The organism is Phaeobacter sp. JH20_34 (assembly GCF_048056095.1).
GTDB classification, from domain to species: Bacteria; Pseudomonadota; Alphaproteobacteria; order Rhodobacterales; family Rhodobacteraceae; genus Phaeobacter; species Phaeobacter bryozoorum.
Window position 1 is genome coordinate 295,457 of the sequence record NZ_JAYMWT010000011.1, and the last position, 13,978, is coordinate 309,434.

Here is a 13,978-nt window from a genome sequence, read left to right on the forward strand (position 1 = left end):
AGTGTTTCACGTGAAACATCCAGATTATGATGTGATTGTTGTTGGCGGTGGTCATGCCGGCACGGAGGCTGCACATGCAGCAGCCCGCATGGGTGTGAGGACCGCACTCGTGACCCTGACGAAGGAGGGCATCGGTGTGATGTCCTGTAATCCCGCCATTGGCGGATTGGGGAAGGGGCATCTTGTCCGAGAGATAGACGCCCTTGATGGCGTCATGGGGCGTGTTGCAGATAAGGCCGGTATCCAGTTTCGACTGCTGAATAGACGTAAAGGCCCTGCGGTTCAGGGGCCGAGAGCGCAATCCGATCGTAAAATCTACCGCCTGCAAATGCTCGCCGAAACTCAGGATCAGTCCAATCTGGATATCGTCATCGGTGAAGTTATCGACTTTCTTATGACCGGTGACCGCATTCAGGGTGTGCGTCTCGCCGATGATAGTGAAATCTTCAGCCAGGCCGTGATCCTGACTTCAGGCACGTTTTTAAGAGGCGTCATTCATATCGGGGACGTCTCCAGGCCCGGCGGCCGAATGGGTGATAAGCCCTCAGTGCGGCTTGCAGAGCGGCTGGACAGTTTTGATCTTCGCCTGGGAAGATTGAAAACCGGCACTCCGCCGCGACTGGATGGTCGGACAATCGCTTGGGATAGACTTGAAGGCCAGCCTGGAGATGAAGATCCCACTCTGTTCAGCTTCCTGAGTAAGTCAATTTCAGCGCCTCAAGTGGTGTGTGGGATCACGCACACCAATGAAAGCACACATGATATCATCCGGGATAATCTTGCCAGATCTGCGATGTATGGTGGCCATATTGAAGGGGTAGGGCCCAGATATTGCCCATCCATCGAAGATAAAATTGTGCGCTTTGCCGATAAGACAAGCCATCAGATCTTTCTTGAGCCGGAAGGTGCGGATGATCATACCGTTTATCCAAACGGCATCTCAACGAGCCTGCCGGTGGATGTCCAAGAGCGCTACGTGCGCTCGATAGTCGGATTGGAAGAAACCGAAATACTGCAGCCAGGATATGCAATTGAGTATGACTATGTCGATCCTCGCGCGCTTGGGTTGGATCTGGCGCTGAAATCGCATCAAGGCTTGTATCTAGCCGGCCAGATCAATGGCACGACGGGTTATGAGGAAGCTGCAGCTCAAGGGCTAGTGGCTGGTCTGAACGCGGCGCGCTATGCAAAAGGAAACGATCCGGTCACATTCAGTCGCTCTGAAAGCTATATAGGCGTGATGGTCGATGATCTGACAACCAATGGCGTAACTGAGCCCTATCGCATGTTCACATCGCGGGCTGAGTTTCGTCTTTCACTTCGCGCCGATAATGCTGATCAACGGCTGACAGGTATTGGCATCAAGTTGGGTTGCGTGGGAGAACGCCGCCACGCTGCCTTCTCCAAAAAAATGGAGAAGCTTGAAGCTGCGCGGGACGTGATGGATAGCCGTCAATTCACGCCAAAGGAGATCAACGAGGCCGGCGTAACTGTGAACCAGGACGGGAACCGGCGAACTGCCACGGATGTGCTGGCGTTCCCGAATGTCGTTTTTGAAGATATCCTGCGCTTGCTTCCCGAGTTGGAGCAGTGCGAGGAGCCTATTCGCCGACAGATCGAGCGGGACGCTCTCTATGCGAATTATATCCTCCGTCAGAAGCGCGAGATCGAGGCGATGAAGCGCGACGAAGGATATCTTATTCCCGCTGATTTTACCTATGATTTCGAAGGGCTTTCGAACGAGTTGCGCGGAAAGTTGGAGCGATCAAGGCCTGAAACCCTCGCGCAGGCTGGTCGTGTGGATGGCATGACACCAGCTGCGCTTGCTTTGATCCTTGCCAGGCTCCGGCGTGGCAGTACTGTGACCCAGGGTAGGACCGCCTGAGATGACTGAAATGCAAATTGGAAAGTCATATGTTTCACGTGAAACATATGATCGCCTTAAGCATTATGAAAGTTTGGTAAAGAAGTGGTCTCCCAAGATTAATCTCGTAGCAAAATCCACTCTGGACAGTGTTTGGGACCGGCATATCGTCGACTCTATCCAGATTTGTGAGCTGACTGAATTTCCGAAGACTTGGGTCGATATCGGCAGCGGCGGCGGCTTTCCTGGGGTGGTTGTAGCGATCATTGCCGCTGAGCGGGCGCCTGATTGTTCGATCACGCTGATTGAAAGCGATCAAAGGAAATGCGCCTTTCTGCGCACGGCTATTAGGGAATGCGGAGCGACGGCAAAAGTGGTTTCTGAGAGAATTGAAAAGGTTCCATCAATCGGCGCCGATGTCATGTCTGCCCGCGCTCTGGCTGATCTGACGACTCTTCTTGGTTTTGCCGAACATCATCTTCATCCCGGTGGAATTGCTTTGCTTTCCAAAGGAGTGCAATGGAAAAAAGAAGTGGATAACGCGAGGAGCCAATGGCAATTCGACCTGAAATCTACTAGTAGTTGGACTGAACCCGAGGCGGTTATACTAGAAATCAGGGGAGTGACGCGTGTCTGATTTGTCCCGGCCGGCTGGGCCTCGTATTATTGCAGTCGCCAACCAAAAGGGCGGAGTTGGCAAAACCACGACAGCAATCAATTTGGCGGCGGCCTTGGTAGAAACCGGCTACAGGGTTTTGGTGGTCGATCTTGATCCGCAAGGAAACGCGTCTACAGGTTTAGGTATCGAAGCAGCTGACCGAACCCATACGACATATGATCTTCTCGTTGATGATGTCGCATTGAGCGATGTCATTCGAGAGACTGAGATCGAAGATCTTTGCATTATTCCTGCTACCGTCGATCTGAGTTCGGCTGATATCGAGCTTTTCACCAATGAAAAGCGCAGCTTCCTTCTGCACGATGCACTTCGTCAGCCGGCAATGGATGAATACGACTGGGATTATATCCTGATCGACTGCCCACCATCGCTGAACCTATTGACGGTTAATGCTATGGTGGCTTCGGATTCGGTTCTCGTTCCTTTGCAGAGTGAGTTCTTTGCTCTGGAAGGGGTGTCTCAGCTGATGTTGACCATCCGTGAGGTGCGTCAAACCGCCAATCCCAATCTTCGTATTGAGGGGATTGTCCTTACCATGTTTGATCGCCGGAATAATCTGTCTCAGCAGGTTGAGCAGGACGCTCGCGGTCATTTGGGGGAGTTGGTATTCGAAACGAAGATCCCTCGTAACGTACGTGTCAGTGAGGCGCCGTCTTATGCGCTGCCGGTGCTGAACTACGACACAAACTCGCTTGGGGCGAATGCGTATCGCGCCCTTGCAGAAGAACTGATTGCGAGACATCAGAAACTCGCAGCCTGACCACAGCTGGAGGCGCAGTAATGTCAGAAAAGAAAAACAAACCCAGAGGATTGGGAAGAGGCTTGTCAGCTCTAATGGCGGATGTGAACCCGGAACCTGTTAGCACAGAAAAACAGGCAGTCAGAAGCACCGAAGTCATGGTGCCGATTGAAAAAGTAATCGCGAACCCGGATCAGCCGCGTCGCCAGTTCCTACAGGAGGATTTGGACGATCTGACGGCGTCAATCAGGGAAAAGGGCGTATTGCAGCCGCTGATCGTGCGCCCGCGCCCAGGCGGTCAATACGAGATTGTTGCCGGCGAACGTCGTTGGCGCGCCGCGCAAGGCGCTCAGCTGCACGAGGTCCCAGTTATTATTCGGGATTACTCGGATGTCGAGATGATGGAAGTCGCCATTATCGAAAACATTCAGCGGTCCGACCTGAATGCGATGGAAGAGGCGCAGAGCTATAAACAGCTTATGGATAAATTTGGCCATACCCAGGAGAAAATGGCCGAGGCATTAGGGAAGAGCCGTAGTCACATTGCAAATCTCGTCCGGCTGTTGCATTTGCCGGATGATGTTCAGACCTTGGTTCAGGAGCGCCGCCTGTCGGCCGGTCATGCTCGTGCTCTGATCACCTCAGACAACGCGTCAGAGCTCGCCAAGAAAATCGTCAAGGGCGGTCTGTCGGTTCGCGCAACTGAGGCTCTGGTGAAGAAGGATGCAGCGGGTCTTCAGGCTGCGACCTCTCGCTCGGCGAAGAAGTCTGCAGAGAAGGATGCCGATACCCGTGCGTTGGAAGCTGATCTATCAGCTGCCTTGCGTATGAAGGTGTCGATTGACCATCGTACTGGTGGCGAGAGCGGGGTTGTGTCTATCAGCTACGCGTCTCTGGATGAGTTGGATGATCTTTGCGGACGTCTCAGCCGTTAGGGCGCGTCCAAATATAGACCATCACTGCGCTTAGGACAATGGCCTGGATGATCAGGACATGTGAAGGGGCAGACAGCAGAATGGATAGGCTGAAAACGGCGGCAACCGATAGGGTTGCCGCTTTTTTTGCGGCCGGGCGAATCGCTCCTCTTTCGTGCCAGTCCTGAATCATGGGGCCGAATAAGCGGTGACTGATGATCCAGTCATGCAGGCGCTCGGAAGAGTTGGCAAAGAAGAAGCTTGCAAGAAGAAGGAAGGGGACTGTGGGCAGAAGTGGGAGGGCAACACCCAGTAGCGCCAGGCCAACACAGAGCATTCCGAGCGTGGCGTATAGAACCCTCATTCGATCACTCCACCAACAGTTCGCGGAGGACCGCATTCAAGACTGCACGACCGGAATCGGTTGCCCGCAGACGGTTGCCCGAAATCTCGATCATACCGATATCTGCCAAGTCTGAGATACGTTCAGCAGGAAGTGATCGGCCGGAGATTTCCTGAAAACGATCACTATCTAGCCCCTCGACAAGCCGCATGCCCATCATCATGTATTCGGCGCTAGACTCTTCTGATGTCAATTGCGTGCGGCTGGTCTCACCAGTTGTGCGTTCGGCGGCATTGAGCCAGGCACCGGGTTGAAGATAGGTTTCAGTAGCATATCGCTGACCTCCAATGGTGAGGCGTCCATGGGCGCCCGGACCAATACCAAGGTAATCACCATACCGCCAATAGATCAGATTGTGTCGGGACTCCGCACCGGGGCGTGCATGATTGGAGATTTCATAAGCGGGCAAGCCATGACTGTCGCAGATATCTTGTGTCGCTAGATACATGTCTGCTGCGTTGTCATCACTGGGAAGGTCCCGCAGCTTGCCCTTGGCATAGCGATCCCCAAAGGCGGTACCTTCCTCAATTGTCAGCTGGTACAGGGAAAGATGATCAATGGCCATCGACAGTGCCTGATCAAGCTCCTGTCGCCAGTCGATGAGTGTTTGGCCCTGTCGGGCATAGATCAGATCGAAACTGACTCGGTCAAAGCAGTTTCGAGCCACATCAAACGCCTTCTGCGCCTCGGCGACGTTGTGCAAACGCCCCAAGCGGCGTAGGTCATCGTCGTTAAGTGACTGAATACCCATAGAAATCCGATTGACGCCGGCATCTCGGTAGCCAGCAAAGCGACCGGCTTCGACCGAGGTCGGATTTGCTTCAAGCGATATCTCTATGTCATTGGAAAAAGGCCATATTTCACGCGCCGTTTCGATCATGGAGGCGACAGTATCCGGATGCATCAGCGACGGCGTACCGCCTCCGAAGAAGATAGTGTTCAATACACGACCAGAAAGCTCTGGAGCAGCGCGCAGCATCTCTGCGCGATAGGCGGCGGCCCATCTGGTTTGATCAATCTGCGCCGTGACATGGCTGTTGAAATCGCAGTAGGGGCATTTGGCCTGGCAGAACGGCCAGTGGATATAAAGCCCAAAACCCCCGTTGCGCCAATCATCCACCGAAACAAGCCTCGACGAATTTAGCAACGGCCTGGCCGCGGTGGCTGATCTTGTTCTTTGCCCAGCGATCCATTTCGGCGCAGGTCTGATCATGACCATCAGGTTGGAACATTGGGTCGTAGCCAAAGCCGTCCTTGCCCCGAATGGGCCAGACGAGTTGTCCGGGCATCACACCTTCAAAGACCTCATCATGACCATCTGGCCAGGCCAGAACCAAAGTGCAGCGGAATTGGGCGAGCCGCGGGTGGGGGGCTTGTTTCGCTTCCAGTTCGTTATGGGCACGCGTCATTGCCATCATGAAATCGCGTCCGTCACCGGTTTCTGCCCAGTCGGCAGTATACACTCCGGGGGCGCCGTCGAGCGCATCAATGGTGATACCCGAGTCATCGGACAGGGCGGGTAGGCCGGTCGCCTTTGCGGCGGCATGGGCCTTGATCCGCGCATTTCCGACAAAGGTATCTTCTGTCTCGGCCGGCTCGGGCAGGTCCATTTCGCCGGCTCCAATTACCGTGACGCCAAACGGCTGGAGGAGATGCTTCATCTCCTCCAGCTTGCCTTTGTTGTGTGTGGCGACAAGCAGGCGGTCGCCGGCAAACTTACGTGTCATGCGCAGGCTGCCTTTTGCATCTCGGCCAGTTCAGCGGTGCCTTTGGTCGCCAAATCCATCAGGGTGTTCAATTGCTCACGGCTGAACATGGATCCTTCGGCGGACATCTGGACTTCGATCAACTGGCCCGATCCAGTCATGATGAAATTGCCATCGACGCCGGCTTCGGAATCCTCCGGGTAGTCGAGATCCAGGACAGGCTGGCCTGCATAGATACCGCAGGAAACGGCCGCGACGGGATCAACAAGCGGGTCTATCTTGACCTCACCTGTCTTCATCAGTTTGTTCACTGCAAGCCGCAATGCCACCCAACCACCGGTGATCGACGCACAGCGCGTGCCGCCGTCTGCCTGGAGGACATCGCAGTCGATGCTGATCTGCCGTTCGCCAAGCGCGACGCGGTCAACACCTGCGCGCAGGGCACGACCGATGAGGCGCTGGATTTCGACAGTGCGGCCACCCTGTTTGCCCATTGCGGCTTCACGGCGCATACGGGTGTTCGTGGCGCGGGGCAGCATCCCATATTCTGCGGTGACCCAGCCCAACCCGGTGCCTTTGATAAAGGGCGGAACGCGGTCCTCGATGGTTGCGGTACACAGCACATGGGTGTCGCCCATTTTGATAAGGCAGGACCCTTCGGCGTGTTTGGTGAAGCCTGTTTCGATGGAAACGGCGCGCATTTGGTTCAAGTCTCGTCCAGAGGGTCGCATGGGTCATCCTTTGTTTGCTTACCAATCGGGATAGCGCCCGCAGGGTTGACGATGCAAGCATGATTGACCTTTTGATGCTGCGCTCTTTAATGACAAGGGTAGGGGCGGGCGAAGCCTTGCGCAGAAACGGCAGCGACCACACATAGAGTGCGATGAACAGCAGTAGTGACATTCTGAAGGATATGAACGACCGGTCGCGGGACGTGTTCCGCGCTGTTGTGGAATCCTATCTTGAGACGGGAGATCCGGTTGGCAGCCGTACCCTGACGCGCTCCCTGAACGAGAAGGTAAGCGCCGCCACGGTGCGTAACGTGATGCAGGATCTGGAGCATCTGGGGTTGCTGAACAGTCCGCACACCAGTGCCGGGCGGGTGCCAACACAGGTCGGTTTGCGGATGTTTGTTGATGGTCTGTTGGAGGTCGGTGATCTCAATAATCAGGATCGTCAAAAAATTGATGAAACCATGGGCACGAATTCCGGGACCGGGTCCGCAGGTCTTGCAGGTATGTTGGATCGTGTCGGCTCCGCGCTATCAGGCGTGACACGGGGAGCATCTCTGGTGCTGACGCCCAAGCACGAGGCAGAGATCCGGCACATCGAATTCGTCACCCTGGCCCATGATCGCGCTCTGGTCGTGCTGGTGTTCTCAGACGGCCACGTGGAAAATCGTCTGTTCACGCCACCGCCGGGGCAAACGCCAAGTTCGATGCGGGAGGCGGCAAATTTTCTGAACGCTTTGATCGAAGGGCGCACATTGGGCGATGTGCGCGGTGCGATACAGGAAGAGATCAAGGCCCGTCAGCAGCAGATCGACGTTCTGGCCCGTGAAATGATCGAAAGCGGTCTGGCGGCCTGGGAGGATGAGGGCAGCGATACGGCGCGACTGATTGTGCGCGGCCGGGCGAATCTGCTGTCGGAAGGGGGGGCGGCTGAGGAGCTGGACCGGATCCGAAACCTGTTTGATGACCTCGAACGGAAGCGCGATATCGAGGAGTTTCTCCAGCTGACCGAGGATGGCGAAGGTGTGCGCATTTTTATCGGTTCGGAGAACAAACTTTTTTCACTTTCGGGTTCCTCTTTGGTGGTGTCTCCCTATATGAACGCGGATCGAAAGATCATTGGTGCGGTGGGTGTCATTGGCCCGACCCGCCTGAATTACGGCCGGATCGTGCCGATTGTGGACTATACGGCGCAACTGGTCGGGAAGCTTCTTTCCGACCGGACTTAGAGGTGAAATATGGCAGAGCCCAAGAACGACGATTTTTTGGACGACATCACAGAAGCCGAAGCGGAAGAGCTCTCTGCGCAGACTGAAGAATATGATGATGCTGCACTGGAATTGGACAGTCTGCGTGCCGAACGGGATGAACTGAAAGACCGTTTCATGCGCGCGCTGGCGGATGCGGAAAACGCCCGCAAGCGCGGCGACAAGGCGCGTCGCGAAGCTGAGCAATACGGTGGGTCCAAACTGGCACGTGACATGCTGCCGGTATACGATAACATGAAACGCGCGATTGAAGCGGCGACCGATGAGCAGCGTGAAGTTTCTGCAGCGCTGATCGAAGGCGTCGAGCTCACCATGCGGGCGCTGCTCGGCGTGTTTGAAAAACATGGTATGCAGGTGATCGCGCCGGAAGTGGGCGATAGATTCGACCCGCAGGTGCATGAAGCCATGTTCGAAGCTCCGGTTCCGGGAACCAAAGCCGGCGATATCATTCAGGTATCTGCCGAGGGGTTCATGCTGCACGACCGTCTTCTGCGCCCCGCGCAGGTTGGCGTGTCTTCGACACCGGCAGGTTGATACCGGCGGTCGTAGGCGGGCCTATGGCCCGTGCCTGCGGCGCGAGTATTTTTGGAAAGATGACAAGCGGCCCTTGGTGATCCAAGCTGGCCGCTTTTCTATGTCAGCTCGCGGCCTCCTTCAGGCGGTAGAGTGCCTCCAGCGCCTCTCTTGGTGAGAGATCGTCAGGGTGGATGTCGCCCAGGAGCTGTTCCAATTGTGACGGGCCTGCCGGAGCTTTCGGTTGCGGAGGCGGGGCGGCTGCAAACAGCGGCAAATCGTCGATCTGAATTTTGCCGGCGCCACTGCGGCTGCCTTCCTCCAGCATGTCGAGCACATCGCGGGCCCGGGTGACAACGCTTGCCGGGAGCCCTGCGAGCTGGGCCACCTGTACCCCGTAGGAGCGATCTGCTGCGCCTTTCTTCACTTCGTGAAGGAAGATCACATCGCCTTCCCATTCCTTGACTGAAACCGTGGCATTCTCGACGCCAGGCAATTTGCCGGCGAGCTGGGTCAGCTCGTGATAATGGGTGGCAAACAGCGCCCGGGCTCGGTTGACCTCATGCAGGTGTTCCAGTGTTGCCCAGGCAATCGAGAGGCCGTCATAGGTTGCGGTGCCGCGTCCGATTTCATCGAGGATCACCAGCGCCCGGTCATCCGCCTGATTGAGGATTGCTGCGGTTTCGACCATTTCCACCATAAAGGTTGACCGGCCCCGTGCGAGATCGTCAGAGGCACCGACACGGCTGAACAATTGGCTGATCAGCCCGATATGAGCGCTGTCGGCGGGTACATAGCTGCCGATTTGCGCGAGTATGGCGATCAAGGCATTCTGGCGCAGAAAGGTTGATTTGCCGGCCATATTCGGGCCGGTCAGCAACCAGATCGCGGCACCACCGTTGGCCGTGAGTGCACAGTCATTTGCCACAAATGAAGTTCCACCCTGCTGGCGCAGGGCCTGCTCCACAACTGGGTGCCGTCCACCGGTGATGTCAAAGGCTCGGGAGTTATCAACCGATGGTCGTTGCCAGTTCTCACCTAGGGCCAGATCGGCAAGCGCTGTAACAAGATCCAGTTCCGCCAACCCGCGCGCGGCAGCATTCAATCTCGCGGCATGGTCGAGAATAGCGCAGGAAAGCCTTGTATAGAGCCGTTTCTCTATTTCCAAGGCGAGGTTGCCCGCGTTCAGGATGCGTGTTTCGATCTCACTGAGTTCGACAGTGGTGAAACGCACCTGATTGGCGGTGGTCTGGCGATGAATATATGTCTCTGACAATGGGGCAGAGAGCATTTTCTCGGCATGGGTTGCCGTGGTTTCAATGAAGTAGCCCAGCACATTATTGTGCTTGATCTTCAACGAGGTGATACCGGTGTGGTCCGAGTATTTCTTTTGCAGGGCCGCAATGACGGACCGCCCTTCGTCGCGCAGGGTGCGGGCTTCGTCCAGATCGCTGTCGTAGCCTTCGGCAATGAAACCGCCGTCGCGCGCCAAAAGTGGCGGTTCTGCGATCAGCGCTGCGTCAAGGAGGGGGAGGAGATCATCAAACCCGGTCAGGCCAGCGAGTGCCTGCTGCAACAGCTCAGGCATCTCCATCGTCGCGCAGAGATTGGAAATCGCCTCCGCCTGGATCAGCGTATTGCGTACGGCGGCGAGGTCTCGGGGGCCGCCTCGCTCAAGCGCAAGGCGGGAGAGTGCCCGGTCAAGATCAGGTGTCTTGCGCAGGGTGGCCCGCAGAGATTGGCCCAGCTGCGTTTGCTCGACGATGAAGTCCAGAGACGCCAACCGCGCTCTGATCACGTCGAGATTGCGGGAGGGGCTGGACAGCCGTTGTTCGAGCAGACGCCCACCGGCGGGCGTCACCGTGCGATCAACCACTGAAAGCAATGAGCCTCTTCGCCCCCCGGTCATCGAGCGGGTGAGTTCCAGGCTGCGGCGGGTTGCGGCGTCAATCTGCACGACGCGGTCTTCGGCTTCCTGTACCGGTGGCTGGAGGAGGGGCAATTTGCCCTTCTGGGTGATATCAAGATAGTCGATCACCGCGCCCATCGCCGAAATCTCGGCGCGGTTGAAGGTGCCGTATGACTCAAGCGTAGAGACCTTGAACAGATCACAGATACGTTTCTCAGCGGCGCTGCTGTCGAAGCTGGACTTGGCCAATGGGGTCACGGGGATCTGGTGGTCGTCAGCTATGGGACGCAGATGATCCAGCGCTGGGCCATCAGCCACAATCAGTTCGGAAGGGGCCAGACGCGCCAGTTCGGGCGATAGTCGCACGGCCGCGACGGGCATCACGTGAAATGCACCCGTCGAGATATCGGCCCAGGCAAGCGCCGCCTGGTCGCGCAATTCGCAATAGGCGGTCAGAAAGTTATGACGACGCGCCTCCAGCAGGGAATCCTCGGTGATGGTGCCGGGTGTGACCAGTCGCACCACATCGCGTTTCACTACGGATTTGGACCCGCGTTTCTTGGCCTCTGCGGGGCTTTCGAGCTGTTCACCGACCGCCACACGAAAGCCTTTGCGGATCAGCGTCAACAGGTATCCCTCCGCCGCATGGACGGGCACGCCGCACATCGGGATATCCTCGCCTTCGTGTTTACCGCGTTTGGTCAGCGCAATGTCGAGCGCTTCGGCAGCGTTTACGGCATCGTCGAAGAACATCTCGTAGAAATCACCCATGCGGTAGAACAGGAGGGCATCCGGGTACTGCGCCTTGATGTCGAGGTATTGGGCCATCATCGGCGTGACTGTGGACAAAGTTCGGCTCCGTAAAATGGGGGATTTGGTTGGCGCGACCTTACAAATCAGGCGACTGCGACGAAAGGTGAAAACGCAACTTCGTTGAGATGATGCGCGTGCTGAGCTATGACGCTTGGGACAGTGAGAGGACACCCAAAGCCAATGCCCAAAGCCAAGATTACCAACGAAGAGGCGCTTGCCTTCCATCTGGAACCGACACCCGGAAAATGGGAGATCAACGCAACGGTCCCGATGACCACGCAGCGCGATTTGTCGCTGGCTTACTCGCCCGGTGTAGCTGTGCCCTGCGAGGCGATCGCCGCGAACCCGGAGACGGCTTATGATTATACGAACAAGGGCAACCTTGTGGCCGTGATCTCCAACGGGACCGCGGTGCTGGGTTTGGGAAATCTGGGTGCGCTTGGATCCAAACCGGTAATGGAGGGCAAGTCGGTCCTGTTCAAACGATTTGCGGATGTGAATTCCATCGACATCGAGTTGGACACCGAGGATCCGGATGAGTTCATCAAGGCGGTGCGCCTGATGGGGCCGACGTTTGGCGGGATCAATCTTGAGGATATCAAGGCGCCGGAGTGTTTCATTATCGAGCAGAAGCTCAAGGAAGAGATGGATATCCCGGTCTTCCATGATGATCAGCACGGTACCGCTGTGATCTGCGCGGCCGGCCTGATCAATGCACTGCATATCTCTGGCAAGAAAATCGAGGATGTGAAGATCGTCCTCAATGGTGCCGGAGCTGCCGGCATTGCCTGTATCGAGCTCCTGAAAGCTATGGGCGCGCGGCATGAGAACTGTATCGTCTGTGATACCAAGGGCGTGATTTATCAGGGGCGTACCGAGGGTATGAACCAGTGGAAGTCAGCCCACGCCGTCAAGACGGAACTGCGCTCCCTGGAAGAGGCCATGAAGGACGCGGATGTGTTCCTTGGCGTTTCTGTCAAAGGGGCGGTCACACAGGACATGGTAAAATCCATGGCCGACAATCCGGTGATTTTTGCGATGGCAAACCCGGATCCGGAGATTACACCGGAAGAAGCCCATGAAGTGCGCGTTGATGCTATCGTCGCCACAGGCCGATCAGACTACCCCAATCAGGTGAACAACGTGCTGGGGTTCCCATATCTGTTCCGCGGCGCACTGGATATTCATGCGCGCGCCATCAACGACGAGATGAAAATTGCCTGCGCCCATGCTCTGGCAGGTCTTGCGCGTGAGGATGTGCCGGATGAGGTGGCGCTGGCCTATGGGAAATCGCTGTCCTTTGGCCGTGACTACATCATCCCGACTCCCTTTGATCCGCGTTTGATCCATCGCATTCCGCCAGCAGTTGCCAAGGCTGGTATGGACACTGGTGTCGCGCGTCGGCCGATCATAGATATGGATGCCTATGAGCACGGCCTGCGTGGTCGGATGGATCCGACTCAGTCGATCCTTCGCGGATTGAACGCGCGTGCACGCGCAGCGCAATCGCGGATGATCTTTGCCGAAGGTGACGATCCCCGCGTCTTGCGTGCGGCGGTGATGTATCAACGCTCCGGCTTTGGTAAGGCGCTGGTTGTTGGACGCCCCGATGATGTGCGTAGCAAGCTGGAAACAGCCGGGCTGGGGGATGCGGTTCGTGAGTTGGAAATCGTGAACGCGGCCAATACTCAGCATTTCGAAACCTATAAGGACTTTCTTTATGAGCGGCTGAATCGCAAGGGGTTTGACCGTAAGGATGTTCACCGGCTGGTTGGCCGTGATCGCCATGTGTTCTCGGCCCTGATGCTTGCGCACGGGCATGGTGACGGCTTGGTCACCGGTGCGACGCGGAAGTCGGCGCATGTGCTGGACCAGATCAACCATGTGTTTGATGCGGATGCGACAAATGGATCGGCTGGTGTGACCGCACTGCTGCACAAGGGTCGTATCGTTCTGATCGGTGATACATTGGTGCATGAATGGCCGGATGAGAATGATCTCGCCAATATCGCCGAACATGCGGCCGGGGTGGCCCGTCATATGGGCCTGGAGCCACGGGTTGCGTTTGTGAGCTTCTCGACCTTTGGCTATCCGGTCTCCGAACGGGCCGAGAAAATGCACATCGCGCCGGCAGTTCTGGACAAGCGCGGCGTTGATTTTGAGTACGAAGGCGAAATGACGGTCGACGTGGCGCTGAACGCCAAGGCACAGGAGGCATATCCGTTCCAGCGTCTCACTGGTCCGGCCAATATCTTGATCGTGCCTGCGCGGCACTCTGCGTCGATCTCGGTCAAGTTGATGCAGGAAATGGGGGGCGCGACGGTTGTTGGTCCAATCCTGTCCGGTGTTGATAAACCGATCCAGATCTGCTCCACCACGTCGACTGCAAACGACATTCTGAACATGGCGGTTCTGGCTGCCTGCAACATCGGGTGATTT

The 13,978-nt window shown here is 56.6% G+C and carries 12 protein-coding genes; 7 read left to right on the forward strand and 5 right to left on the reverse strand.

What is annotated here, in order from left to right; translation table 11 throughout:
• Positions 1-10 precede the first annotated feature (10 nt).
• Genes mnmG through VWZ81_RS10860 form a run of 4 tightly spaced genes read left to right on the forward strand, consistent with a single transcriptional unit; the run spans position 11 to position 4,217 of the window.
• On the forward strand, positions 11-1,885 hold the full coding sequence (mnmG, locus tag VWZ81_RS10845) for a tRNA uridine-5-carboxymethylaminomethyl(34) synthesis enzyme MnmG (protein WP_416542700.1): 1,875 nt from the start codon (positions 11-13) through the stop codon (positions 1,883-1,885).
• A gap of 1 nt (position 1,886) precedes the next feature.
• On the forward strand, positions 1,887-2,501 hold the full coding sequence (gene rsmG / locus VWZ81_RS10850; RefSeq protein ID WP_416534342.1) for a 16S rRNA (guanine(527)-N(7))-methyltransferase RsmG: 615 nt from the start codon (positions 1,887-1,889) through the stop codon (positions 2,499-2,501).
• Positions 2,494-3,303 (forward strand): ParA family protein, encoded by an 810-nt coding sequence (locus VWZ81_RS10855; RefSeq protein WP_340547121.1) that lies wholly within the window; start codon positions 2,494-2,496, stop codon positions 3,301-3,303. The genes rsmG and VWZ81_RS10855 overlap by 8 nt, the downstream gene beginning before the upstream one ends.
• 20 nt (positions 3,304-3,323) lie before the next feature.
• A complete protein-coding gene (locus VWZ81_RS10860) occupies positions 3,324-4,217 on the forward strand; it encodes a ParB/RepB/Spo0J family partition protein (protein WP_416542701.1) in 894 nt (297 codons plus the stop codon).
• On the opposite strand, the gene VWZ81_RS10865 is transcribed toward VWZ81_RS10860, so the two are convergent.
• From VWZ81_RS10865 to rph, 4 genes are read right to left on the reverse strand one after another with little or no spacing between them, the layout of a single operon-like run.
• On the reverse strand, positions 4,207-4,560 hold the full coding sequence (locus VWZ81_RS10865) for a YbaN family protein (protein ID WP_416542702.1): 354 nt from the start codon (positions 4,558-4,560) through the stop codon (positions 4,207-4,209). The two genes, VWZ81_RS10860 and VWZ81_RS10865, sit on opposite strands and share 11 nt — an antisense overlap.
• A 4-nt stretch (positions 4,561-4,564) precedes the next feature.
• Positions 4,565-5,719, reverse strand: a complete 1,155-nt coding sequence (hemW, locus tag VWZ81_RS10870) for a radical SAM family heme chaperone HemW (protein WP_416542703.1) — start codon at positions 5,717-5,719, stop codon at positions 4,565-4,567.
• Positions 5,712-6,326: an RdgB/HAM1 family non-canonical purine NTP pyrophosphatase gene (gene rdgB, locus VWZ81_RS10875; protein WP_102855694.1), complete on the reverse strand. Its 615-nt coding sequence runs from the start codon at positions 6,324-6,326 to the stop codon at positions 5,712-5,714. Before rdgB ends, hemW begins: the two co-directional genes overlap by 8 nt.
• On the reverse strand, positions 6,323-7,036 hold the full coding sequence (gene rph, locus VWZ81_RS10880; protein WP_102855693.1) for a ribonuclease PH: 714 nt from the start codon (positions 7,034-7,036) through the stop codon (positions 6,323-6,325). Before rph ends, rdgB begins: the two co-directional genes overlap by 4 nt.
• A 152-nt stretch (positions 7,037-7,188) precedes the next feature.
• Between rph and hrcA the strand changes: the two genes are divergently transcribed.
• Positions 7,189-8,265 carry a heat-inducible transcriptional repressor HrcA gene (gene hrcA, locus VWZ81_RS10885; RefSeq protein WP_340547126.1) on the forward strand — a complete coding sequence of 359 codons (1,077 nt, stop codon included), beginning with the start codon at positions 7,189-7,191 and terminating at the stop codon, positions 8,263-8,265.
• A gap of 9 nt (positions 8,266-8,274) precedes the next feature.
• Entirely contained in the window at positions 8,275-8,838 is a 564-nt protein-coding gene (locus VWZ81_RS10890; protein WP_340547127.1) for a nucleotide exchange factor GrpE, read from the forward strand.
• 103 nt (positions 8,839-8,941) lie between these two features.
• On the opposite strand, the gene mutS is transcribed toward VWZ81_RS10890, so the two are convergent.
• Positions 8,942-11,557 (reverse strand): DNA mismatch repair protein MutS, encoded by a 2,616-nt coding sequence (gene mutS, locus VWZ81_RS10895; protein ID WP_416542759.1) that lies wholly within the window; start codon positions 11,555-11,557, stop codon positions 8,942-8,944.
• 162 nt (positions 11,558-11,719) lie between these two features.
• Here mutS and VWZ81_RS10900 point away from each other — a divergent pair, with 162 nt between their 5' ends.
• On the forward strand, positions 11,720-13,975 hold the full coding sequence (locus VWZ81_RS10900; protein WP_340547128.1) for an NADP-dependent malic enzyme: 2,256 nt from the start codon (positions 11,720-11,722) through the stop codon (positions 13,973-13,975).
• The last annotated feature ends 3 nt before the right edge of the window (positions 13,976-13,978 follow it).